Annotated in this window: 26 protein-coding genes and 2 tRNA genes; 18 read left to right on the top strand and 10 right to left on the bottom strand. The window is 72.1% G+C overall.

Annotation, left to right across the window (positions count from 1 at the left end; translation table 11 throughout):
* Positions 1–21 precede the first annotated feature (21 nt).
* Positions 22–2,025, top strand: a complete 2,004-nt coding sequence (locus ACIBQ6_RS45795; protein ID WP_397218991.1) for a protein kinase — start codon at positions 22–24, stop codon at positions 2,023–2,025.
* A 21-nt stretch (positions 2,026–2,046) separates the two neighbouring features.
* On the opposite strand, the gene ACIBQ6_RS45790 is transcribed toward ACIBQ6_RS45795, so the two are convergent.
* A complete protein-coding gene (locus ACIBQ6_RS45790) occupies positions 2,047–3,078 on the bottom strand; it encodes a M48 family metallopeptidase (protein WP_358283972.1) in 1,032 nt (343 codons plus the stop codon).
* A gap of 87 nt (positions 3,079–3,165) precedes the next feature.
* On the opposite strand from ACIBQ6_RS45790, the gene nadD reads away from it, so the two are divergent.
* The 3 genes from nadD (at position 3,166) to ACIBQ6_RS45775 (ending at position 4,896) form a co-directional block, all read left to right on the top strand.
* Positions 3,166–3,783 carry a nicotinate-nucleotide adenylyltransferase gene (gene nadD, locus ACIBQ6_RS45785; RefSeq protein WP_358283974.1) on the top strand — a complete coding sequence of 206 codons (618 nt, stop codon included), beginning with the start codon at positions 3,166–3,168 and terminating at the stop codon, positions 3,781–3,783.
* A gap of 91 nt (positions 3,784–3,874) precedes the next feature.
* On the top strand, positions 3,875–4,270 hold the full coding sequence (gene rsfS, locus ACIBQ6_RS45780) for a ribosome silencing factor (protein WP_125639389.1): 396 nt from the start codon (positions 3,875–3,877) through the stop codon (positions 4,268–4,270).
* A complete protein-coding gene (locus ACIBQ6_RS45775) occupies positions 4,267–4,896 on the top strand; it encodes a histidine phosphatase family protein (protein WP_358283976.1) in 630 nt (209 codons plus the stop codon). The genes rsfS and ACIBQ6_RS45775 overlap by 4 nt, the downstream gene beginning before the upstream one ends.
* A gap of 9 nt (positions 4,897–4,905) precedes the next feature.
* Here ACIBQ6_RS45775 and ACIBQ6_RS45770 read toward each other — a convergent pair whose 3' ends face one another.
* The gene (locus tag ACIBQ6_RS45770) at positions 4,906–6,093 is read right to left on the bottom strand and encodes an FAD-dependent monooxygenase (RefSeq protein ID WP_397218990.1); all 1,188 of its coding nucleotides are present in this window, start codon (positions 6,091–6,093) and stop codon (positions 4,906–4,908) included.
* A 155-nt stretch (positions 6,094–6,248) separates the two neighbouring features.
* Here ACIBQ6_RS45770 and ACIBQ6_RS45765 point away from each other — a divergent pair, with 155 nt between their 5' ends.
* Both ACIBQ6_RS45765 and ACIBQ6_RS45760 read left to right on the top strand, forming a co-directional pair.
* The gene (locus tag ACIBQ6_RS45765; protein ID WP_397218989.1) at positions 6,249–7,160 is read left to right on the top strand and encodes a TetR/AcrR family transcriptional regulator C-terminal domain-containing protein; all 912 of its coding nucleotides are present in this window, start codon (positions 6,249–6,251) and stop codon (positions 7,158–7,160) included.
* Positions 7,161–7,226: 66 nt separating this feature from the next.
* Positions 7,227–7,299: transfer RNA gene (locus ACIBQ6_RS45760), tRNA-Ala, on the top strand.
* Between the two features lie 44 nt (positions 7,300–7,343).
* Here ACIBQ6_RS45760 and ACIBQ6_RS45755 read toward each other — a convergent pair.
* Both ACIBQ6_RS45755 and ACIBQ6_RS45750 read right to left on the bottom strand, forming a co-directional pair.
* On the bottom strand, positions 7,344–7,826 hold the full coding sequence (locus ACIBQ6_RS45755) for a hemerythrin domain-containing protein (RefSeq protein WP_358283982.1): 483 nt from the start codon (positions 7,824–7,826) through the stop codon (positions 7,344–7,346).
* A 138-nt stretch (positions 7,827–7,964) separates the two neighbouring features.
* Positions 7,965–8,936 (bottom strand): YafY family protein, encoded by a 972-nt coding sequence (locus ACIBQ6_RS45750; protein ID WP_358283984.1) that lies wholly within the window; start codon positions 8,934–8,936, stop codon positions 7,965–7,967.
* Between the two features lie 46 nt (positions 8,937–8,982).
* On the opposite strand from ACIBQ6_RS45750, the gene ACIBQ6_RS45745 reads away from it, so the two are divergent.
* Positions 8,983–9,438, top strand: a complete 456-nt coding sequence (locus tag ACIBQ6_RS45745) for a hypothetical protein (protein WP_358283986.1) — start codon at positions 8,983–8,985, stop codon at positions 9,436–9,438.
* A gap of 21 nt (positions 9,439–9,459) precedes the next feature.
* On the opposite strand, the gene ACIBQ6_RS45740 is transcribed toward ACIBQ6_RS45745, so the two are convergent.
* The 4 genes from ACIBQ6_RS45740 to ACIBQ6_RS45725 form a co-directional block, all read right to left on the bottom strand.
* Positions 9,460–9,729: a hypothetical protein gene (locus ACIBQ6_RS45740; protein ID WP_397218988.1), complete on the bottom strand. Its 270-nt coding sequence runs from the start codon at positions 9,727–9,729 to the stop codon at positions 9,460–9,462.
* Between the two features lie 84 nt (positions 9,730–9,813).
* Complete coding sequence (locus ACIBQ6_RS45735; protein ID WP_397218986.1) at positions 9,814–10,341, bottom strand: hypothetical protein; 528 nt, start codon at positions 10,339–10,341, stop codon at positions 9,814–9,816.
* Between the two features lie 37 nt (positions 10,342–10,378).
* Complete coding sequence (gene nhaA, locus ACIBQ6_RS45730; protein ID WP_397163114.1) at positions 10,379–12,175, bottom strand: Na+/H+ antiporter NhaA; 1,797 nt, start codon at positions 12,173–12,175, stop codon at positions 10,379–10,381.
* Between the two features lie 88 nt (positions 12,176–12,263).
* A complete protein-coding gene (locus ACIBQ6_RS45725) occupies positions 12,264–13,634 on the bottom strand; it encodes a Dyp-type peroxidase (RefSeq protein ID WP_397218985.1) in 1,371 nt (456 codons plus the stop codon).
* Between the two features lie 142 nt (positions 13,635–13,776).
* On the opposite strand from ACIBQ6_RS45725, the gene ACIBQ6_RS45720 reads away from it, so the two are divergent.
* Both ACIBQ6_RS45720 and ACIBQ6_RS45715 read left to right on the top strand, forming a co-directional pair.
* Positions 13,777–14,376 (top strand): TetR/AcrR family transcriptional regulator, encoded by a 600-nt coding sequence (locus ACIBQ6_RS45720; RefSeq protein ID WP_364329516.1) that lies wholly within the window; start codon positions 13,777–13,779, stop codon positions 14,374–14,376.
* 41 nt (positions 14,377–14,417) lie between these two features.
* On the top strand, positions 14,418–14,798 hold the full coding sequence (locus tag ACIBQ6_RS45715; protein WP_397218984.1) for a hypothetical protein: 381 nt from the start codon (positions 14,418–14,420) through the stop codon (positions 14,796–14,798).
* Here ACIBQ6_RS45715 and ACIBQ6_RS45710 read toward each other — a convergent pair.
* A complete protein-coding gene (locus tag ACIBQ6_RS45710) occupies positions 14,774–15,268 on the bottom strand; it encodes a DUF523 domain-containing protein (protein WP_397218983.1) in 495 nt (164 codons plus the stop codon). The genes ACIBQ6_RS45715 and ACIBQ6_RS45710 overlap by 25 nt on opposite strands.
* 79 nt (positions 15,269–15,347) lie before the next feature.
* Here ACIBQ6_RS45710 and ACIBQ6_RS45705 point away from each other — a divergent pair, with 79 nt between their 5' ends.
* From ACIBQ6_RS45705 to ACIBQ6_RS45685, 5 genes are all read left to right on the top strand, one after another.
* Complete coding sequence (locus tag ACIBQ6_RS45705) at positions 15,348–15,710, top strand: hypothetical protein (protein WP_358284006.1); 363 nt, start codon at positions 15,348–15,350, stop codon at positions 15,708–15,710.
* Positions 15,707–16,084 (top strand): hypothetical protein, encoded by a 378-nt coding sequence (locus ACIBQ6_RS45700; RefSeq protein WP_358284008.1) that lies wholly within the window; start codon positions 15,707–15,709, stop codon positions 16,082–16,084. The genes ACIBQ6_RS45705 and ACIBQ6_RS45700 overlap by 4 nt, the downstream gene beginning before the upstream one ends.
* 31 nt (positions 16,085–16,115) lie before the next feature.
* Entirely contained in the window at positions 16,116–16,733 is a 618-nt protein-coding gene (locus tag ACIBQ6_RS45695; RefSeq protein WP_357984730.1) for an SRPBCC family protein, read from the top strand.
* A 196-nt stretch (positions 16,734–16,929) separates the two neighbouring features.
* A complete protein-coding gene (locus ACIBQ6_RS45690) occupies positions 16,930–18,096 on the top strand; it encodes a CynX/NimT family MFS transporter (protein WP_397218982.1) in 1,167 nt (388 codons plus the stop codon).
* Positions 18,093–18,914, top strand: a complete 822-nt coding sequence (locus ACIBQ6_RS45685; protein ID WP_397218981.1) for a metal-dependent hydrolase — start codon at positions 18,093–18,095, stop codon at positions 18,912–18,914. Before ACIBQ6_RS45690 ends, ACIBQ6_RS45685 begins: the two co-directional genes overlap by 4 nt.
* 40 nt (positions 18,915–18,954) lie before the next feature.
* Here ACIBQ6_RS45685 and ACIBQ6_RS45680 read toward each other — a convergent pair whose 3' ends face one another.
* On the bottom strand, positions 18,955–19,695 hold the full coding sequence (locus ACIBQ6_RS45680) for a dienelactone hydrolase family protein (RefSeq protein WP_397218980.1): 741 nt from the start codon (positions 19,693–19,695) through the stop codon (positions 18,955–18,957).
* A 49-nt stretch (positions 19,696–19,744) separates the two neighbouring features.
* Between ACIBQ6_RS45680 and ACIBQ6_RS45675 the strand changes: the two genes are divergently transcribed.
* The 4 genes from ACIBQ6_RS45675 (at position 19,745) to ACIBQ6_RS45660 (ending at position 21,142) form a co-directional block, all read left to right on the top strand.
* Complete coding sequence (locus ACIBQ6_RS45675) at positions 19,745–20,164, top strand: MarR family winged helix-turn-helix transcriptional regulator (RefSeq protein ID WP_397218979.1); 420 nt, start codon at positions 19,745–19,747, stop codon at positions 20,162–20,164.
* Positions 20,165–20,214: 50 nt separating this feature from the next.
* Entirely contained in the window at positions 20,215–20,430 is a 216-nt protein-coding gene (locus ACIBQ6_RS45670; RefSeq protein ID WP_352357954.1) for a hypothetical protein, read from the top strand.
* Positions 20,431–20,433: 3 nt separating this feature from the next.
* Positions 20,434–20,964: a Clp protease N-terminal domain-containing protein gene (locus tag ACIBQ6_RS45665; protein ID WP_397218978.1), complete on the top strand. Its 531-nt coding sequence runs from the start codon at positions 20,434–20,436 to the stop codon at positions 20,962–20,964.
* 105 nt (positions 20,965–21,069) lie between these two features.
* Positions 21,070–21,142: transfer RNA gene (locus ACIBQ6_RS45660), tRNA-Ala, on the top strand.
* The last annotated feature ends 110 nt before the right edge of the window (positions 21,143–21,252 follow it).

The following is a 21,252-nucleotide window of genomic DNA, read 5'->3' as shown; positions in this document are numbered from 1 at the left end:
CGCGCCGGGCGGGGAGGGACGGTGAGCAAGCTCGGCAAGGTCGGGCCGTACAGCCTGGTCGAGCGGCTCGGCCGAGGCGGCATGGGCGAGGTCTACCTCGCCACCACCCGCCGTGGCGAGCAGGTCGCACTCAAGGTCCTCCACGACCTGGCCGAGGACGAGATGTCCCGGGTCAGGCTGGAGCGCGAGGTGCGCGCGCTGCGCAGGGTCGAGAGCCCCTACGTGGCCAAGGTGCTCGACGCCGACCTGAGCTGTGCCCGGCCCTACCTGGTCATGGAGCACATCGAGGGCGTCACGCTGCTGGAGCGCGTACGCCAGAGCGGGCCGCTCGACCTGGGCCAGCTCGTGCACATGGCGCAGGGCATCGCCGCGGCGCTGGCCATCATCCACGCGGCCGGGGTCGTGCACCGCGACCTGAAGCCGGGCAACATCATCATGGGCACCGAGGGGCCGGTCCTCATCGACTTCGGCATCGCGCAGGTGCTCGACGCGACCCGGCTCACCATGACGGGCACGTTCCTCGGCACGCCCGGCTACACCGCGCCGGAGATCTTCGCCGACGAGCAGGTCGACTCGCCCGCCGACGTGCACGCCTGGGCCGCGACGGTGGCGTTCGCGGCGACCGGGCGACCCACGTTCGGGCGCGGCACGGCCGAGGCGCAGATGTACGCGGTGCTGAACGGGCAGGCCGACCTCAAGGGCGTGCCGGTGGCGCTGCTGCCGCTGGTGCGGGCGGCGCTCAACCGGGAGCCCGGCAAGCGGCCCACCGCGGCGTTGCTGGCCGACCGGCTCTCCCGGCTGGCCAAGGCCACCAACGGGCCCGACGGCGACGCGCCCGCGGCCGCCGAGGAGGCGTCCAGGGGCGAGAGCGCACGAAGCCGGGCGAACGGCACGACGGCCGAGGTCCCCGCGCCCCGCGGCCGGGCCGGCACGGAGGGCAAGACGCCCGTGCCGCGCGGCCGTACGGGCGCCGACGGGAAGACGCCCGTGCCGCGCACGCGTACCGGCGGGGACGGGAAGACGCCCGTACCCAGGAACCGGACGGAACCGCCCACGGCGCGCAACCGGACGGAACCGCCCGCCGCGCGGAACCGGGCCGACGGCGCGACCCCGGCCGCGCGCCCCAGACCGGGCACGGACGGACCGGCCTCCGCCCCCCGCCCCAGGCCGGGAACGGAGGGCACCCGCGCCAGGACCGGCACGGAGGGCACTCGCGCCAGAACCGGCACGGAGGGGACACGTCCCCGCACCGGCACGGAGGGGACGCGCACCCGCACCGGCACGGACGGCACGCGGGCCAGGACCGGCGCCGACGGGACCCGGGTCAGGGCCGACGGCGCGGTTCCGCCGCCGCGGGGCAGGACGAACACCGACGGCAAGGCCGCCACGCCCCGCACCAGGACCGGCGCCGACCCCAAGACGGGCCCGCGCGCGCGGGCGACGGCGGCCGTGCGGAGCAGGTCACAGGACGGCCGGCGGGCCAGGCTCAGGGGCGAGGCGCCGACCACGCTGCCCGCGGGCAACACGGCTCTGCTGCTGCTCGCGGTGCTGGCGGTGCCGTGCGTGGTGACGTCGGTGATCTGGCCGATCGCCTCGATCGCCATCACGACGGCGTTCGTGGTGCTGACCAGGACGCTCTGGATGAGTCATTGGCTGGTCAGGAAGCGCAGCGCGCGTCGCATGCGGATCGCGCTGCGCGTGTTGCTGTTCCCGTTCGCGCTGACCGGGGCGGCGGCGACCGCCGTGGTGTGGCCGGGAGTGCCCGTCGCGGTGGCGTCGGGCGGTGCGCTCTGGGTGACCGGTGGCGGTCAGATCGACTCCGACTGGTGGCAGCAGCCGGCGCCCGTGACGGTCGCGGCGGTGGTGTTCGGCATGTTGTGCGGCGGTATCACCGGGCGCGAGATCGAGCGGATCGGCGGCAAGCTGCCGGAGTTGCGCAGGGAAGGGCTGCGCGCACTGGCCGTGCTGGGCGGGTTCGTCGCCCTGTGCGCGGCCGCCGTGCGCGCGATCGCCCTCCTGCTGTAGGCGGCGAGGACGGCCGGCCGGTCAGCCCTGGCCGCCGTCGCGGCGCGAGAAGCGGTTGAAGATGCGCTCGCCCGCGTTCACCGCCCCTTCGGCCACGTCGCGCAGCACGCCGATGAAGGGGTCCTGCGACTGGGACCAGGAGGCGCGGTAGGACTCGGCCGCCGCCTTGATCTCGTCGGTGACGCGGGCGTTGGCGTCGTCCTCCCTGCGGGGGTAGTCGCCGCCGATGATGCGGTCGTACTCGCCGCTGCGCTGCCACTTGTCGAGCTCGGCGACGCGCACCACGGCGAACGGGTGGGTGGTGCCGAGCAGGTTGAGCACCTTGAGGAAGCCGTCGCGCAGGTCGCCCGCGGTGTCGTACTCCTGGTACTGCGCCAGGAACGCCTCGATGTTCATCTCGTGGGTGTAGGCGCCGCCGGCGAGCTTCATCAGGGCGCGCTTGGCCGACTCGGGGTTCTGGGCGGTCAGCAGGCCGCCGCGGTCGGAGGAGAGCTCCGACTTGCGGTACCACTCCTCCAGGCCCGCGACGATCGCGCGCAACCCGATGTAGCCGAGCGGGATCCAGGCGACGCGCGTGGCGAGGCGGGTGAGGATGTCGAGCATCGTCCGGTAGACCGCGTGACCCGACAGGATGTGCGAGGTCTCGTGGCCGATGACGAAGCGCTGCTCCTCCTCGTCCATGAGGTTGAGCAGGCCGGTGGTGACGACGATGAACGGGTCGTCGAAGCCGATGGCCTTGGCCTGGACGTTCGGGTCCTGCTGGACGTAGATCTCCGGGATGCGGTGCAGGTCGAGGATGTAGGCCGCGTCGCGCCCCATGTCGTACAGGGAGCGGAACTGGGTCTCGCTGACGCGCACGGACGACGCCAGGTACATCAGGCGAAGGCGGCGCTCACTCACAAGACCGGACATCTGCTTGAGAACCGTGTCGAACCCACTCAACTTACGCAGAGCGACCAGGGCGGACCGGTCTGCGGGGTGTTCGTAGGCTCGGGACGAGATGCCGGGCAGTTGGACGCGGTTGCGGTCCGGGGTGGTCGTCATGCCCGGCATGCTACGTCCGCAACGGATGTGATGCGCGGACATCACCAAGGGGGGTGCCGTCATGTTCGGGTACCGCGTCCGCGTAGGGTCCGACTCATGATGAACGCGCCTGGGGTCCAGGGGAAGCGGCGGGTGGGTGTGATGGGCGGGACCTTCGATCCCATCCACCACGGCCACCTGGTCGCAGCAAGCGAGGTCGCCCATCACTTCGACCTCGACGAGGTAGTGTTCGTGCCGACCGGGCGGCCGTACCAGAAGTCCGGACGCGAGGTGTCGGCGCCCGAGGACCGCTATCTGATGACGGTCATCGCCACGGCCTCCAACCCCCGCTTCTCCGTGAGCAGGGTGGACGTCGACCGCCCCGGCCCCACCTTCACCATCGACACGCTGAGGGACATCTCCAACGTCTACGGCCCGCAGACGGATCTGTACTTCATCACCGGCGCCGACGCGCTCGGCGCGATCCTGGGCTGGCAGAACGCCGACGAGCTGTTCGAGCTGGCGCACTTCGTGGGCTGCACCCGCCCCGGGCACACGTTGCACGACCCCGGGCTGCCCGAGGGCAGGGTGACCCTGCTGGAGATCCCCGCGCTGGCCATCTCGTCGTCGGAGTGCCGTCAGCGGGTGGCCAAGGGGGAGCCGATCTGGTATCTGGTGCCGGACGGAATCGTGCAGTACATCAACAAACGAGGGTTGTATCACGGGGAAGGCTGAAGCTCTCCGCGCCGTGGGTGAGGGGTTTCGGCCTGGAAGGGTACCCTCGGTATATGGGCATGCTGCCGACACAGGAGGACAGACCCGCATCGTGACCGCATCCGACAGATCCGTTCAGCTCGTCCAGATCGCCGCCGAGGCCGCGGCCGACAAGCTGGCCGATGACATCCTCGCCTACGACGTGAGCGAGCAGCTCGTCATCACCGACGCCTTCCTGCTCTGCTCCGCCACGAACGACCGCCAGGTCCGCGCCATCGTCGACGAGATCGAAGACCGGCTGCGCACCGAGGCCGACGCCAAGCCCGTGCGCCGCGAGGGCGAGCGCGAGGGCCGCTGGGTGCTGCTCGACTACATCGACATCGTCGTGCACGTTCAGCATGAGGAAGACCGCACGTTCTACGCGCTCGAGCGTCTGTGGAAGGACTGCCCGGCCATCGGCCTGCCGGAGAGCGTCATGCTCGCCAACATGCAGCGGGCCCGCAGTTGAGCAGGCGGATCGTCTGCCTCCGCCACGGACAGACCCTGTGGAACGTGGAGCACCGCTTCCAGGGCCACTCCGACATCCCGCTCGACGAGACCGGCGTCGCGCAGGCGGCCAGGGCCGCCTCGCTGCTGGCCTCGCTGCGGCCGACCCTCATCGTCTCCTCCGACCTCCAGCGCGCCCATGACACGGCCCTGGCGCTCGGCAGGCTCGTGGGGCTCGACGTGACCGTCGACAAGGACTTCCGCGAACGCGGCGGCGGCCAGTGGGAGGGGCTGACGCGCGACGAGATCGCCGCGCGCTGGCCCGAGGAGTACATCGCCTGGGAGGCCCCCGACGGCGAGCCCGTCTCGGAGGTCGCGACCCGGGTGGCCGCCTCCATGCGCAAGTGGGCGGCCAAGCTCGACGACGACGGGCTCCTGGTCGTCGCCTCGCACGGCGCCGCGCTGCGGCTCGGCATCTGCGAGCTGCTCGGACTGCCCGAGGAGCTGTGGCCGGCGCTGGGCGGGCTGGGCAACTGCTCCTGGTCGGTGCTGCAGGAGGGCCGTCAGGGCTGGCGGCTGCTCGAACACAACGCGGGCACCCTGCCCGAGCCCATCAGCAGCGACGACCGCCCTGACGCGGAGGCGTAGCCGACCGGCTCAGGCCGGCTGCGCGGGGCGGCGAGCGCCCTGCCGGGGGTGGTCCGGCAGCGTGACGGCGCTCGCGGCCTTGTCCGTCATCCGCTTGACCATGCCCTTGCCCGGCAGGTACGGCAGCATGCGCATCATCTGGTTCCGCAGCCGGATCCGCGCCCGTGTGCCCGGCACGAGGTATTTGTCGGCCCCCTCGGCCTGCTTCTGGCACACCTCGACGTACGGTCTCATCCGCCGCTCGTAGGCGTCGAAGGCGGCACTGTGGTCGCCGGGGGCCGCGGCCAGCTCGGCGGCCAGCACGTACGCGCCGATCATCCCGAGCCCCGTGCCCATGCCGCCGGGGCCGGGGGCGTACCCGGCGTCTCCGACCAGCGCCACCCGGCCGGACGACCACCGGGGCAGGACGACCTGGGCGGCCTGCCAGAAGTAGAAGTCCTCGGCCCGGTCCATGGCCGCCAGCAGGGACGGGACCTGCCAGCCCACTCCCCGGAACGCCCGCGCCACCAGGGCCCGCTGCGCCGCCTGGTCGCGGTGGCCGACGTCGAGCGGGGGCGTGGCGAAGTCGAGCGACGCCCTGGTCCGGCCGTTCGTCCGGACGATGGTGGCGCAGCGGCCCGGCACGTTGTGCATCAGGCCGTCGTGGTCCAGCCCGTACGTGCCGGGGACGGAGAAGACGGCGCCGTAGAAGCCGAGATGGCGCAGGGGAGCGGCCGGGAAGGCCAGCTCGCGTACCTTGCTGCGGATGCCGTCCGCGCCGACGACCAGGTCGAACGTGCGGGGCGCGGCCTTTTCGAAGGTCACGTGCACGCCGTCGGGGCGCTCGGTCAGGCAGGTGATCGAGTCGCCGAGGAGGCGTTCGGCGGGGGCGGCCTCGTTCAGGATGCGGGTCAGGTCGCCGCGCAGGATCTCCACGTCGCCGCTGAACACCTCCGACGGCAGCCTGGCCAGCCGTCTGCCGGCGTCGTCGACGATGGCGATGTCGCCCATGCCGGTCTGGGCCGCCCTGATCGGGTCCAGCACGCCCATGCGCTTCAGGACCTCCAACTGCGGGGCGCCGCGGAAGTCGACGGCCTGGCCGCCGGTGCGCAGGGCGGGGGCGCGTTCGACGACGGTCGGCCGGAACCCGAGGCGGGCCAGCCAGTGGGCGAGCGTGGGCCCGGCGACGCCGCCGCCGGAGATGAGGACGGTCTGCACGGTTGCCTCCTTGGGTAGTGCGCCATGTACGTTGTACGCGTACCGTAGGTTCGGGTTTTCCGGCAGGCAAGAGGGTCGCCCGGCGCACTAGTGCGGTGAGAAGGTGCCGCCGGGTGCGCCGAGCCTGGTGCACTAGTGCTGCGGAAGGGGTGGCCGTGGATCGGCCCGTGTATCTGCGGATCGTGGCGGAGTTGCGCGACCGCATCGCCGCCGGCGAGCTGGCGCCGGGGGACAAGGTGCCCTCGACCCGCCAGATCATCCGCGAGTGGGGCGTGGCGATGGCCACCGCGACCAGGGCCCTCGGCAGGTTGCGCGAGGAGGGGCTCACGCGGGCCGTGCCGGGGGTCGGAACCGTCGTCGCCGGGCCCGTGCGGCGGGCGGCGCAGGACCTCACCGCGCGGCGCGTCGTGCGCGAGGCGATCAGGGTCGCCGACCGGGAGGGGCTGGCCGCCGTGTCCATGCGCCGCCTGGCCGCCGAGCTCGACGCCTCGGCCATGTCCCTGTACCGGCACGTCGCGGGCAAGGACGAGCTGGTCCGGCTCATGATCGACGCGGTCTACGGCGAGGAGCCGCCCGCCGGGCGGCCGCCGCGCGACTGGCGGGCCCGGCTGGAGCTGGAGCTCCGGCAGTTGTGGCGGGTGCACCTGCGGCATCCGTGGCTGGCGCAGGCGGTCTCGCTGACCCGGCCGCAGCTCGTGCCCAACGGCATGGCGTCCACCGAACGGCTGCTGCGGGCCCTGGACGGGCTCGGCCTCGACGCCGGCACCATGCTGCACGCCGTCGTGTCCCTGGTGAACTTCGTCCGGGGCGCCGCCGTGGCCCTGGAGGCGGAGCTGCGGGCGCGTACCGAGACCGGGGTGACCGAGGACGACTGGCTGAGCGAGCACGAAGGGGAGATGGCGGAGTTGCTCGCCTCCGGTGCCTTCCCGACCCTGGCGAAGGTGGTCACGGATCCCGGGGTGGATCTGGACCTGGACTCCGTCTTCGAGTTCGGGCTCCGCGGGCAGCTCGATGGGCTCGCCGTGCTGGTGGCACGGGCGCAGCGGGGACGGCGGCCGGGCGATTAGGCGAAAGGGCGCGGATGGCTATATGCTCTCGGAGCGCCGCAACGGGTGATCCCGCAGCGGTGACCAGGGGCTATGGCGCAGTTGGTAGCGCGCCTCCATGGCATGGAGGAGGTCTGGGGTTCGAATCCCCATAGCTCCACACAGATTGTTTCCCTGGTTCGAGCGGTCCGGCTCGACCGCGCGTCAGTCCAGGAACGCCGGAGCGCTCCACGTCGTGGCGGGCAGGGCGTTGAGGGCGGCGACGATCCGCTTCTCCTCGTAGACGAAGTGCGATTCCAGCAGGGCCGACAGGCCGTCCAGCTCGGTGCGCACGTCACGGGTGGCGGGCGCGTCGGCGGTCAGCAGGGTTTCCAGGTCGCGCAGGATGGCGGCCACCTGCTCGTGGTCCCGGCGCAGTTCCTCAAGGACGGGGCGCAGCTCGGGGAACTCGGCGGCGAGCACCGGGAAGGCCGTGGCGTCCTCACCGGTGTGGTGGGTGGTGATCGCCGAGCAGAAGGTCAGGCAGTGGGTGCGCAGGTCGCGCAGGGAGCCGCCGCGGCCGGCGGTGTCGCGCAGCCTGGCCAGCTCTTCGCGGAGCCGGAGGTGCACGTCGATCAGCTGGTTGCCGAAGGCCGCCAGACGGCGGGCCGGCTCGGGGAAGTCGTTCATGGTCGTGTCCGATGTCACGGCGCCTCCATGCCCGCGGCGGTCTCCTGGCCGGGTGCACTGCGACGCTGATCTGGGATCAGATCATGCTTTCCGCGGCGAATCAACTCGGCGGGCCGAGCCCGAAGAGGCCCGGCCCCGGAGCGGCGTGCCCCGGCGTCAGGCGTAGCGCCGGGCCAGCTCCGCCGCCGCCGCGCCCAGGGCCTCGCGCAGCGCGGGCGGGGACAGCACCTCGACGTCGGTCCCGAGCCGCAGGAACTCGCCGAGCGCGTGGTCGTGCGACTCGATCGGCAGGGTGACCCGCGTCCAGCCCTCGGCGTCCGGCGGCTCGGCGGTCTCCCGGGCGGCCGCCGCGACGCCGGGCGTCATGAGGTCGGGCAGGCGTTCCAGGCCGCGCGGCGACAGCCGCACCACCGCCTCGCCGCGCCGCAGCCTGGCCTCGAACTCGGCCAGGTAACCCTGCCAGTACGCCGCCAGGGAGAAGTCGTCCGGCCTGGCGAACGTCTCGGGGAGGGCGTGCAGGTCGAGGATCTGGGAGACGCGGTAGGTGCGCACGTGCTCGCCGCAGCGCGCCACCAGGTACCAGCGGCCCGCCTTGACCACCAGCCCGTACGGCTCCAGCCGCCGTTCCACCTCCTGCGGCGCCTTCCACCGCCGGTAGGTGACCTGGACGGCCCGCTCGTTCCACACGGCGTCGGCCACGGCCGGCAGGTACGTGACCGGCTCGGCGTCCCGGTACCAGGAGGGCGCGTCGAGATGGAACCGCTCCTGGATGCGGCCCGCGCGGTCGCGCAGCTCGACGGGGAGCGCGGCCATCAGCTTGAGCTGGGCGGCGGTCACCACCGCGCCGAGGCCCAGCTCGGCCGCCGGCCCCGGCAGCCCGGCCAGGAACAACGACTCGGCCTCGTCGGTGGTCAGCCCGGTGAGGCGGGTGCGGTAGCCGGCGAGGAGCTGGTAGCCGCCGTTGGGCCCGGCGTCGCCGTAGAGCGGGATGCCGGCGGCGTGCAGGGACTCCATGTCGCGGTAGATGGTGCGGACGGAGACCTCCAGGCGCTCGGCGAGGTCGTGGGCCGTCATGCGGCCGCGCGTCTGCAACAGCAGCAGGATCGAGACCAGGCGGGAGGCGCGCACGGACACTGACACTACATGTCAGTGACCCGGCCGTACGTTCGCCCGCATGAACGACTTCGACTTCCTCGCCGGCACCTGGGACGTGGTGAACCGCAGGCTCCTCAAGCCGCTGGCCGGCAGCGACGAATGGGACGAGTTCCCCGGCCGCTCGGTCGCGACCCGGCACTTCGACGGCGCGGCCAGCTTCGACGAGATCGCCTTCCCCACCAAGGGCCGGCACGGGATGACCGTGCGCGTCCGCAACCCCGCGACGCGGCAGTGGTCGATCTACTGGGCCAGCAGCGCGACCGGCACGCTGGACACCCGGCCCATGGTGGGCGCGTTCACCGGGAACCGGGGCGAGTTCTACGGCGAGGAGACCCACGAGGGCCGGCCGGTGCGCTGCCGGTTCGTCTGGACCGTCGTCGACGAGCACCGGGCCAGGTGGGAGCAGGCCTTCTCGGCGGACGACGGCCAGACCTGGGAGACCAACTGGACGATGGACTTCACCCGGGCGTCCTGAGCGAGCGGCTTCGTCCGGGCCTCAGGACGCCTGGCCGCGCACCCACAGGACCGTGGCCACGGCCACCACCGCGACCAGCAGCAGGAGCCCGCCCACCAGGATCACCCACCGCCAGGCCGACTTCGGCGGCGGCGGGGGCTCGTACAGGGGGACGTCGGGGAGCATGTCGGGGGTGTAGGGCAGGCTCTGCGTGTACGGCGCTTCCGGGGGGCCCTGGGGAGGGTGCTCCGGGTGCGGGACGCGATGTCGGACGGTCTGGTTCGGGTCCGGCTCCTGCGGCTCTCGCTTCATGATCCCCTCAGACGCGGCTCTGGAGGTGGGTTTCATCGACATTGTCATACTTGCCGGTGAAACGCGGTCCAGACGTCGGAAGGCTCAGTAACCGCTCTGATCGCCGCCGTGCGGCGGCTGCGGCGGCTGCCAGCCACCCTGAGGACCACCCTGAGGACCACCCTGAGGACCACCCTGAGGACCACCCTGAGGGCCGCCCTGGGGGCCGGGCTGCTGGTAGGGCTGCTGCTGGTAGGGCTGGTGGTACGGCTGCGGGGGCTGCTGCCAGCCGGGGCCCTGCGGCCGCTCCTGCTGGGGGGCGGGGCGGCGCGCGACGACGGCCCAGATCAGCAGCCCGATGCCGGCCAGGTGGAACAGCGAGGAGATGAGGTAGGCGAACGGCAGGACGGCCATCATGCTGGAGCCGTACGACTCGATCAGCGTCTGGGTCAGGATGCTCAGCACGAGGTTGATCAGCGTGCCGATCAGCAGCAGTCCGCAGCCCGACATGCCGAGGGTGGCCGCGCGGCCCACGTGCCGTCTGTTCATCCCGATCAGGACGATGCCCACCACCAGCAGCAGGGCGGTGATGAGGGTGGGGAGCAGGTTCGTGAGCATGTTGAGGAAACTCATGGGGCGACTCCAGCCAAAAGGGGGGACTCGGGCGACGTTACGGGGATCCGCGCAGTTCTTCCACCGCACGGCTGATCGACTGCAGGTCGAGACCGCCCTTGTGCCGGCGGCCGTTCAGGAACAGGGTGGGGGTGCCGCGCACGCCGCTCTCCTTGCCCGACGCCTCGTCGAGCGCGATGCGTGAGGCGTGCCCGGCCACGTCCGCCCAGGGGTCGACGTCGAGCTCGGCGGCGTAGTGTTCGAGGTCGGCGTCGGTGAGGAAACGCTGGTTGTCGTAGAGGATGTCGTGCATCTCCCAGAACCGGCCGCGGTCGGCGGCGGCCTCGGAGACGATGGCGGCGGAGGCGGCCCGGGGATGCAGCGTCCGGATCGGGAAGTGCCGGAAGACCAGCCGGACGTCGGGGTTCCGGCGCAGGATCTCGTCCAGGACGGGGTGGAGACGGCCGCAGTAGGGGCACTCGAAGTCGCCGTACTCGACGATGGTCACCTTGGCGGTCGCCGGACCCCGTACGTGGTCGTCGGGGCCGACCGGCACCGACAGCACGTCGGGCAGCTCCTCGTCGGGCTCGGCCTCGGGCGGCGCGCAGACGCCGCCCCGGTCCCAGGCCAGCCGGAAGACCACCCAGCCCAGCGCGGCGGACAACAACGACCCGGCCAGGATGCCGATCTTGGCCTGGCTCTGGATCGCCGGGTCGTCGAAGGCCAGGTCGACGATGAACAGCGCCACCGTGAACCCGATGCCGGACACCGCCGCGCCGCCCAGCAGCTGCCCCCACACCAGGTTCCCCGGCAGGATGCCCCAGCCGAACCGCAGCGGCAGCCACGTGCCGAGCGAGATCCCGGCGAACTTCCCGAGCAGCAGCCCCAGCGCGATGCCGAGGGAGATCGGCGAGGTCAGCGCCGCCCGCAGGGTCTCGCCGTCGAGCCGCACCCCGGCGTTGGCCAGGGCGAACACCGGCACGATCACGTAGCTGCTCCAGGGATGCAGGCGGAGCTGGAGCCGTTCGTTGACCGAGACGGCGCGCTGCACGCGCCGCGAGGCCTCCCTGGCCGCCCGCGCGCTCGGCTCGGTGGTGAACTCCTGGACGGCCTCGCCCGCCAGCAGCAGCTTCTGGTCGCTGGGGGCGTAGACGAACACGAGGACGCCGAGCGCGATGCCCACGAGCGTCGGATGGATGCCGCTCTCCAGCGTCGCGACCCACAAGCCGAACCCGAGCGCGATGTAGGCCGGCGCCCGCCAGATCTTCAGCCAGCGCAGCAGCACGATCGCCGCCAGCAGCACGACGGCCACGACGAGCGCGGTGAGCTGGAGGCTGGCCGTGTAGAAGATCGCGATGATCATGATGGCCAGCACGTCGTCCACGATGGCCAGCGTCAGCAGGAACGCCCGCAGCGGATCGGGACAGCGCGCCCCGACGACGGCCAGCACGCCCAGCACGAACGCGGTGTCCGTGGCGATCGGCACACCCCACCCGCCCGCGCCGGGGCCGCCGAGGTTGAGGGCGAGGTAGACGGCGGCGGGCACGAGCATCCCGCCGAGCGCGGCCACGGCCGGGACGGCGATCAGCCGCCGGTCCCTGAGCTGCCCGAGCCGCACCTCGTAGGAGACCTCCAGGCCGATCAGGAAGAAGAACACGCTCATGAGGCCGTCGTTGACCCAGTGGCGCAGGTCGAGGGAGAACACCGCGTCGCCGAACGAGATGCCCATGGGCAGGTGCCAGAACGACTCGTAGGTCCCGGCCCACGGCGAGTTGGCCCAGACCATGGCCAGGGCGGTGGCCACGAGCAGCACGCTCGTGCTGCCCGCCTCGGTCTTGAAGAACGCCCGCAACATCGTCAGATCTCCCCCCGGAGATCCGATCTTAGAACCCGCCCCCAAGGCGGCCGGGCCCGGCGGGGGTGTTCCCCGCCGGGCCCGGATGTCACAGGTTGCGGAGATAGGCCAGGGACGGCGCGAAGAAGTACTCGCCGCCCTTCATCGTGATCGTCTGGGCGACCTGCGCCTGCGGGGCCGACGGCTCGGCCCGGCCCCACACCTTCGGCCAGCTCACCTTGACGTCGCGGGCTCCCTGCCCGATGAGCGGGTCGTGGCCGGTCGCCGGGTTCTGGAAGTCCTCGTTGTTCGCCCAGCTCTGCTGGGTGAACTCGAACTGGGCGAGCAGGCTGCTGTTGAACGCCATGAACAGCAGGCCGACCTCGCCGCTCGGGCGGGCGCCGGGCGGGGAGTCGTCCCAGGGGTCGTCGGTGCGGTCGCCGTAGGTCTGACCCCGGCGGGCCATGAGGACGTCACGGCCGAACGATCGCGGGTTCGTCTTCCTGATGTGCCCGCTGAAGGGGCACTTCGAGCCCGGGTCGTCGTCGAAGGTGAAGTCGTTGGCCACCGGGCCCCCGCCCGGCTTCTGCTTGAGCGTGACGGGGGTGCCGTCCTTGAAGCGGCCGACGAGCAGGGCGCCCGCGCGGTCCCGGTCGGCGCCGAGCAGGCCGAGGGCGTCGGCCAGGTCCTGCTCGATCTCCTTGAAGGCCCGTACGTTCTGCTCCAGCTTCCTGAAGACCAGGTAGCTGCCGAAATGCCGCTCCGGGTGCGGTGCGAAGGGGTCGGCGACCAGGATGTTGGAGAGCGGGAAGGCGGGGTCCCAGTGCTCCCTCGGCTCCTTGTCCACCTCGTCCCGCACGAACAGCGGCTGGCTGCGGCCGTCCACGTACCCGAAGTGCTCGATGCCGTCGCCGGCGGGGTTGCGCATGCCGTGGCCGGTCTCCTCGCCGAGCAGCCGCGCGCTTGCGGGCAGCTCGCCCAGGATCTCCTCGCGCAGCTCCTCGACCCGGTCCTGGCGGGCGTCGCCGATGAGGATGACGGCGTGGATCTCCCGCTGGTAGGCGGGCTCCCACTCCGTCACCGGCGGGTCGTCCAGCTCGGCGCCGCGCCGCTTCATGCCGTCGCGGAACGCCTTGTCGCCGAACCTGCGCACGTCCTCGACCGAGTGGCCCAGGTCGCGGTAGCCGGCCTTGCTGATGCCGATGCCGACGTACGGCGTGCCGCGCCGGCCGTTCGCGCCGAACTCGCGCACCTCCTCAAGGTGCCGGCGCGCCGACTTCATCTTCGTGTCGGCGATGTGCCGCAGGAACGCCTTTCCCGCGGCGACGTCGTTGAACCTGACGAACAGCACGGACAGGTGCTCGCGCACGTGCGCGCGGAGAATGTTGGGCTGGAGATTGTCCAGCATCTCCTTGGTGTCCGCGTCGAGCTTGGCCGAATCCCAGGCCAGGGGTTGTGCGTTGTTCAGGTCGACAGCCATTGTCGCCGAATCCTTTCCCCGTTTCGAAATGAATCGGGCCCCCCTGCATCTGTACGACTCCCGGGAATGCGAGAAAGTTTCCACTTGATCAGGTCAGTTCGATTTCCTGATCAAACCCCGCGGACCCGTACATAATGACCGGATGAAGAACCGGGGCTGGGGACGTTCCAGCGGCACCCGCGACACGCTGCTGCGCGCGGCCCGCGAGGTCTTCCTGGCCAAGGGGTACGCCGAGGCCACCGTCGCCGACATCGTCGAGACGTCGGGCATCAGCGTCGGCAGCCTGTACCACCATTTCGGCGGCAAGCCGGGCCTGTTCCTGGCCCTGTGGGAGCAGTTCATGCGCAGCCAGGAGGAACGCACCTCCCGCGCGGCCAAGGCCACCGCCGGCGCCGGCGAGGAACGGTTCCTGGCCGGCGCCCGCGCCTATCTGGAGGGCTCGTGGGAGCAGCGCGACGTGGCCAGGCTGTTCCTGGAGAACGACGGCCCGGCCGAGTTCACGACCCTGCGCAGGCAGCGCGGCTGGGAGTGGATCGGCGGCAACAAGCGGCTGCTCGGCCTGGCGGACACGCCGGAGGGCAACGTGCTGGTCGTGCTGCTGACCACGGTGATGGGCGAGGCCGGGCGCGAGGTGGCGGCCTGCGAGTCCGACGGGGACGCCCAGGTGACCATCGACGAGGTGATCCGGATCGTCCGCCGCATGCTGGCTACGACGGGCGGCGTACCGCGGCCTTCTCCCTGAGGACGATTCCGCCGGCTCGCCGCGATGCGAGCGTGTAGCCCATGGACGCACTGCGCAAAGCCCTCGGCGTGCTCTCCCTGGCCTACGCGCTGATCTTCGCCGGGGCCGCGCTGCTGCACTCGGGCGTCACGATCGGCCCGCTGTCCCAGCCGGTCGTGCCGCCCGCGGTGGTCGTGGAGACGTTGTGCGCCTTGGGCCTGCTCGCCGGCGGCCACGGCGCGCTGACCCGCCGCCGGTGGGCCTGGGACGGCCTGGTCCACACCCACGCGGGGGCGCTGGGCGGCGTGCTGATCGGCATCCTGGCGCTGGCCCTGCACCCGTCGGCGGCCACGCCACTGAGCACCTGGTTCCACGACACGATGGCGGTGCTGCTGGCCGCCGGGCTGGCCGGGGCCTTCTACGCCTCCAGATCGCGCAAATGATCGGCCGCCTCGGGCAGCTGGTCCTCGGTGAACACGCGGACGCCGTGCGCTTCGAGCAGGGCGGTGGTCACCCCCTGGCCGGGCACCCGCCGTCCGCCGAACGTTCCGTCATGGATGGCCAGCGCGCCGCACGAGGGGCTGCCCTCCTTGAGCACGGCCAGCCGGACCCCGGCCGAGCGGGCGGCCTCAAGCGCGGCCCGCGCCCCCGCCACGAACTCGGCCGTCACGTCGGAGCCGTCGCTCGCCAGCACGCGGGCCTCGCCGGAGAGCACCGCCGCGCCGCCCGCGCCGCCCTCGATCTCGGCCGCCGGGCGCGGAACGGGCAGCCCGCCCGCCACCTCGGGGCAGAAGACCACCAGCCGGCCCTCCGCCCGCCAGCGCGCGAGCAGGGCGTCGGCGCTGGTCTTCGCGCCGCCGTCGTAGCGGACCCGGCGGCCCATCAGGCAGGCGCTGACGAGGATTCTCTGCACGTCCCCGATCCTATGAGCGCGATCGGCACCAGCGGGACGCCGGCGAGGGCGACCCGCACGGGCGCTAACCTGTGTCGCGATGAACACCACCGTCGCCACGATCGTCATCGTCGGCTCACTGCTGCTCATGCTGGCGAGCCTGGTCGTCGCCGTCCGCGACCGGCCCATGGGCATGGTCCTGCTGGTCGGCTTCGCCGTGCTGGAGGTGGCGATCCTGGTGCAGGCCGGGTTCGTGATCGCGGCGGTGAGCGGCGGCGAGGGGCCGCCGGAGAAGGCCACGCTGTTCGGGTACATCGGCGGTCAGGTGCTCATCCCGCCCGCCGGGGTGTTCCTCGCGCTGGCCGAGCGCAGCCGGTGGGGCACGGCGATCCTGGTCGTGGCCGGGTTCGCGATCGCGGTGATGAACGCGCGGCTGCTGCAGATCTGGCAGGGCGTGGCGTGAGCGCCCCGATCGGCACCGGCCCCGGGCGCGCGCTGGTCGCCGTCTACGGGCTGTTCTCGCTGGCGGCCGGGGCGCGGGCGGCGGTGCAGATCGCCACCAGGTTCGGCGAGGCGCCGCTGGCCTACGCCCTGTCGGCGTTCGCCGCGCTGGTCTACGTCGTGCTCACCGTCGCCCTCGTGCGCGGCGCCCGTCGTCTCGCGCTCGGCGCGCTCGTCATCGAGCTGGCCGGGGTGCTGCTGATCGGCACCGCGAGCGTGGCCGATCCGGCCGCCTTCCCCGACGCCACGGTGTGGTCGTCGTACGGCAAGGGTTACCTGTTCATCCCGCTCGTGCTGCCCTTCGTGGGGCTCTACTGGCTGCTGCGCAGGCGTTAACGCCGGGCGTGCGCGGGCAGGGACAGACCCCATGAGCACGATCGAGCACTCAGTAGACGTCAACGTCCCGATCCGCGTGGCCTACAACCAGTGGACCCAGTTCGAGAGCTTCCCCGAGTTCATGGAGGGCGTGGAGTCCGTCAAGCAGATCTCCGACACGCTCACCGAGTGGGTGGTCGAGATCGCCGGGGTCCGCCGCGAGTTCCAGGCCGAGATCACCGAGCAGCACCCCGACGAGCGCGTCGCCTGGCGCGGCACGGACTCGCCGCACCACGCGGGCGTCGTCACCTTCCACCGCATCGACGCCGACACCACCAAGGTCACCCTCCAGATGGAGTACGACCCGGAGGGCGTCGTCGAGACCGTCGGCGACGCGCTGCAGATCGTCCGGCTGCGCATCAGGAACGACATGGAGCGGTTCAAGTCGTTCATCGAGTCGCGCGGCGGCGAGACGGGCGGCTGGCGCGGCGACGTCCCCGGCGCCCACCAGCACCAGCACGAGCACGGCTCCACCTACGGCGACAGCGGCGCGCCGGTCCCGCCCGGCACCGTCGGCGGCGGCGACTACCCGCCGAGCGGCACCCTGCCGCCCCCCGGCCCCGTTCCCCCGCGCAACCAGCCCCCGGAGGGCCCGAGCCCGGTCCTGTAGGACGGGATCTTCCCTGAGAATCTCAGCCCCCGCCCCGGGGGCTTTCTCATGTCCAGGAATAAAGGGACATTTCGGTCCTGTTAAGGTGGTGATTCGTCCCATGATTTGATGAGTGGAGGACCTGACCAGCATGAGCGTGCTAGCCCAAGAGGCCCGTGGCAGAACAGGCAGAACCGCCCCCTTGGCCTGGCTTCTCGTGCTGGGCATCGTTCTGGCGGCGCTGAACCTGCGCACGGCCGTCACCAGCGTCGGACCGCTGCTCGACCAGCTCGCCGGGGCGCTCGGCATGAGCAGCGTCGGCACCGGCCTGCTCACCACGCTGCCCGTGCTGGCCTTCGCCGGCGTCGGGGCGGTCACCCCCACCCTGGCCCGCCGGATCGGCGAGCACCGGCTGCTGCTGCTGGCGCTGGTCACCCTCGGCTCGGGCATGCTGGTCAGGTCGCTGGTCGGGTCGGCCCCGGTGTTCCTGCTGAGCAGCGCGGTCGCGCTGTCCGGCGGCGCCGTCGGCAACGTGCTCATCCCGACGCTGATCAAGCGTCACTTCCCCGGGCGTACCGGGATCATGACCACCGTCTACACCACGGCCCTGGCGGCGGGCACCATGCTGGCCGCCGCCGCGACCGTGCCGATCGAGCGCGCGTCGGGGGACTGGCACATCGCGCTCGGCGTGTGGGCGGCCCTGGCCGCCGTGGCCGCCATTCCGTGGCTTGCGCTGCTGCGCAGTGAGCCGGAGCGGGACACGGGCAGCCGGGACGCGGGCATCTCGACCCTGCTCAGGAGCAGGCTCGCCTGGATGGTGGCGATCTACTTCGGCACCCAGTCGATGATCGCCTACATCATGTTCGGGTGGCTGGCCACGATCCTGACCGACGGGGGATACACCTCCTCGCAGGCCGGGATCATGCTCGGCGTGTTCACCGCCCTGAACATCCCGGTCTCGATCCTCGTGCCGACGATCGCCGCGCGCTTCCGCGACCAGCGGCCGGTCGTCGTGGGGCTGGTCGTGTTCTACACGATCGGCTTCCTCGGGCTGTGGTTCGCGCCCTCCTCGACCGCCATGGTCTGGGTGGTGTTCGTGGCGGTCGGCATGGGGTCGTTCCCGCTGGCGCTGGTGATGCTGGGGCTGCGCACCCGTACGCCGGAGAGCACGGCCGCGCTGTCGGCCTTCGGGCAGAGCGCCGGATATCTCATCGCCGGCGCCGGCCCGCTGCTGGTCGGGGTGATCTACCAGATGACCGGCGGCTGGTCGCTGACGTACGTGCTGATCTTCGGCGTGCTCGCCGTCCAGCTCCTCACCGGCCTGTACGCCGGCCGCGACCGTTATCTGGAGGACGAGCGCCGCCCTGCCACAATGACCAGGTGAGATCCACTGTCGTCACCTTCCCCAACGGCCGGGTCAGCGGCCGTTCCCCGATTGTCGGGGCCGTGCCGGTGGGGGACCGGCACGGCCTCGTCACCGCCGAGACGCCGTTCCATCCCCTCGACCACACCTGGCCCGACCAGCCCGCAGACCGGGGGACGATCGGCGAGCTGCCGGTCCTCGACTGCGTGACAGGGGCCCAGTCGAACGACGGTGAGATCTTCGTCGGCGAGTCCATCCCGGTCCGGCGGGGCACCGAGGGCTGGGAGTGGCTGGTCGTCCACGTCACCGACACCCCGCTGCCCGTCGGCGCGGAGGTGGACCTGGAGGTGGACGCCGGATACCGGGCGGCGCTCTCGGCCGGCCACACCGCCTGCCACCTGGCCGCGCTGGCGCTCAACGCGGCGCTGGCGGACAGGTGGCGCAAGGAGGTGCGGCTGGACCGGCTCGGCCACCCCGACTTCGACCAGACGGCGATCACCTCCTCGCGCATCGTGCCGCACGGCAGCGTGGACGAATACCGCCTCGGCAAGTCGCTGCGCAAGAAGGGCTTCTCCGCCGACGACCTGGACCTGACCGACCTGGCCCGGCGGGTGAACGAGCAGCTCGGCACATGGGTGGCGGCCCGGGCGCCGGTCCGGCTCGACGTGCCGGGGCCCGGCCTGACCGCGTTGCGCACCTGGCACTGCTCGCTGCCCGAGGGCGAGGCGTCGATCCCGTGCGGCGGCACGCACGTGCGCGACACGGCCGAGCTCGGGACGGTCGAGGTCGCGTTCACCCTGGAGGAAGCCGCCCTCACCATGCGCACCACCTGCGGCTAGCTGGCCCTTACTGCCGGGGGCCCTTAACGCGGGGCCCGTGTCAGGCTCTCGCGGCCAGGAAGGCGAGGACCCGGCGCCACGCGTCCGCGCAGATCGCCTCGTGCTCGCCGTGGGCCTCGTCGAAGAAGCCGTGCGGGGCGCCCGGGTAGACGACGATCTCGTGCTCCACCCCGGCCCCAGTCAGCGCGGCCCCGAACTCGGCCACCTGGTCGGCCGGGATGCCCTCGTCGGCCCCGCCGAACAGGCCGAGGATCGGCGCGCCCAGCTCGGCGGCGTGCTGGGCGGGGCCGGGGCCGTACGGGCCGGCGATCCCCGGCGCGCCGTAGAACCCGATCACGCCGGCGAACCCGAACCTGGGCGCCGAGGCGAAGAACGCGTTCCGGCCGCCCATGCAGAAGCCGAGCGCCACCGCCGGACGTCCCAGGTGCTCGGTCGCGGCCTGGAGGTCGGCCTGGATGTTCTCCCTGGTCAGCTTGGGGATGTGCGCCATGACCTGGAACGACTCGCCCCGGTCGTCGTCGGTGGCGGTCCTGCCGTAGTAGTCGAGGGCGAGCGCCGGATGGCCCTGCTCGGCCAGCCGTACGGTGAGCTGCTTGTAGAAGCCGTGCAGGCCGCGGACGTCGGGGAGGATCACGACGCCGGGCCCGCTCACCCGGTCGGGACGGGACTCGTAGGCGGCGAACGACGTGCCGTCTGCGGAGGTCAGGCGGAGGTCGGCGGAGCGGGTGCCGGTGATCGGCGGTCGCGGGCGCGGTGGTGCGGCGTCGTTGTCGTAGCACATAGTGCCGGGAAACTACCAAAGCTGGATTGATAAAGCTAGACTTGGTTTTGTGCTCGCCAAGGAACTGCGGATCTCGGTCGGGCGGCTCGCCCGCCGCATCCGGCAGCTTTACACCAACGCCTCGGGCGACGACGTGTCGTTCACCGAGCTCGCCGTGCTCTCCCGTCTCGACCGGGACGGGCCGCACACCTCGGCCCACCTCGCGCACCTGGAACGCATCACCGCCCAGGCGATCGGCACCGTGCTGGGCGGTCTCCACCAGCGCGGCATGGTGGCCCGCGAGCCCGACCCGGCCGACCGGCGGCGGGTGATCACCGCCATCACCGGCTCCGGCCGCGCCGCCCTCGTCAGCCGCGAAGAGGTGATCACCGAACGCCTGGCCGCGGCCGTCGACTCCCTCACCCCCGACGAGCGCGAACGCCTCGCCGCCGCCCTGCCCGTCCTCGCCGACCTGGCCGAACGGCTCTGAGGCGTCAGCATGTGTTGACAAGCGGCCCTCTGTCAGCACATGCTGACACCATGGACGTCACCGAACTGGCCGGGGCGGCAGCCGACCGCGACCCCGGAACGGGCCTCGCGGCGGTGGCCGCGCTCAGGGCCCTGCTGGAGGAGCTGGAGGCGGTCCACGTCAGCAACGCCCGCGCGGCGGGGTGGTCGTGGGAGCAGATCGCCGGCGCGCTCGGGGTCCGGCGGCAGTCCGCCCATCGCAAGCACGCCCGCAGAACGGGGAGGTAGCAGGTGTTCGACAGGTTCACGGAAGGCGCCCGCCGGGCGGTGGTCCGGGCCGGGATCCTCGCGCTCGACGCCCACCGCGCCACGCTCGACGCCGATCTCCTGCTGCTGGGCGTGGCCGAGGTGCGGCCGTTCTCGCTGTCGTCGTTCACCGCCTCCGGCGCCGGCCTGCGCGCCCGCGTCGACCTGGGCGACGCGCGTGCGCTGCTGGCCACCCTCGGCATCGACCTCGGCGAGGTGCACCGCCGCACCAGGGCCGGAACGGACGCGCCCGACCAGTGGGCCCTGCGCCGGTCCAGGCTGCGCCCGCTGCGCGTCGCCCTGGACGGGCCGCTGGGCACGATCCCGCTGGCCATGCACGCCAGGAAGGTGATCGAGGTGGCGATGTGGAAGCCGGGGCCGGTCACCGGCGAACGGCTGCTGTGGGGCCTGCTCGCCGACGGCGCGAACGGCGCAGGCCGCCTGCTCCGCGAGGCCGGGGTCGACGTGGCCGCGCTGGTCAGGGAGGCGGGCATCCCGTCCCGCCGCGCCGCCTGACGCCACGCCGTTCGGAGCGGGCCGGAGACCTCCTCCGGCCCGCCGGGGCGCGGGATCCGGCGTGACGCGAGGGGTCCGGAAGTCCGATACACTTGGTGATCGCAAGGGGCTATGGCGCAGTTGGTAGCGCGCCTCCATGGCATGGAGGAGGTCTGGGGTTCGAATCCCCATAGCTCCACAGAAGAAAAAGGTGGCGTCTGTAAGGCGTCACCTTTTTTCATGCCTCCGCCAGGCCGTGTCAATACCTCTCAGGTCGCCTCTTGTCCGGACCTGGGGGAGACGCGGGCG

Source organism: Nonomuraea sp. NPDC049655, from assembly GCF_044465465.1.
GTDB lineage: Bacteria > Actinomycetota > Actinomycetes > Streptosporangiales > Streptosporangiaceae > Nonomuraea.
This window is presented reverse-complemented; position numbering and strand designations above follow the sequence as displayed.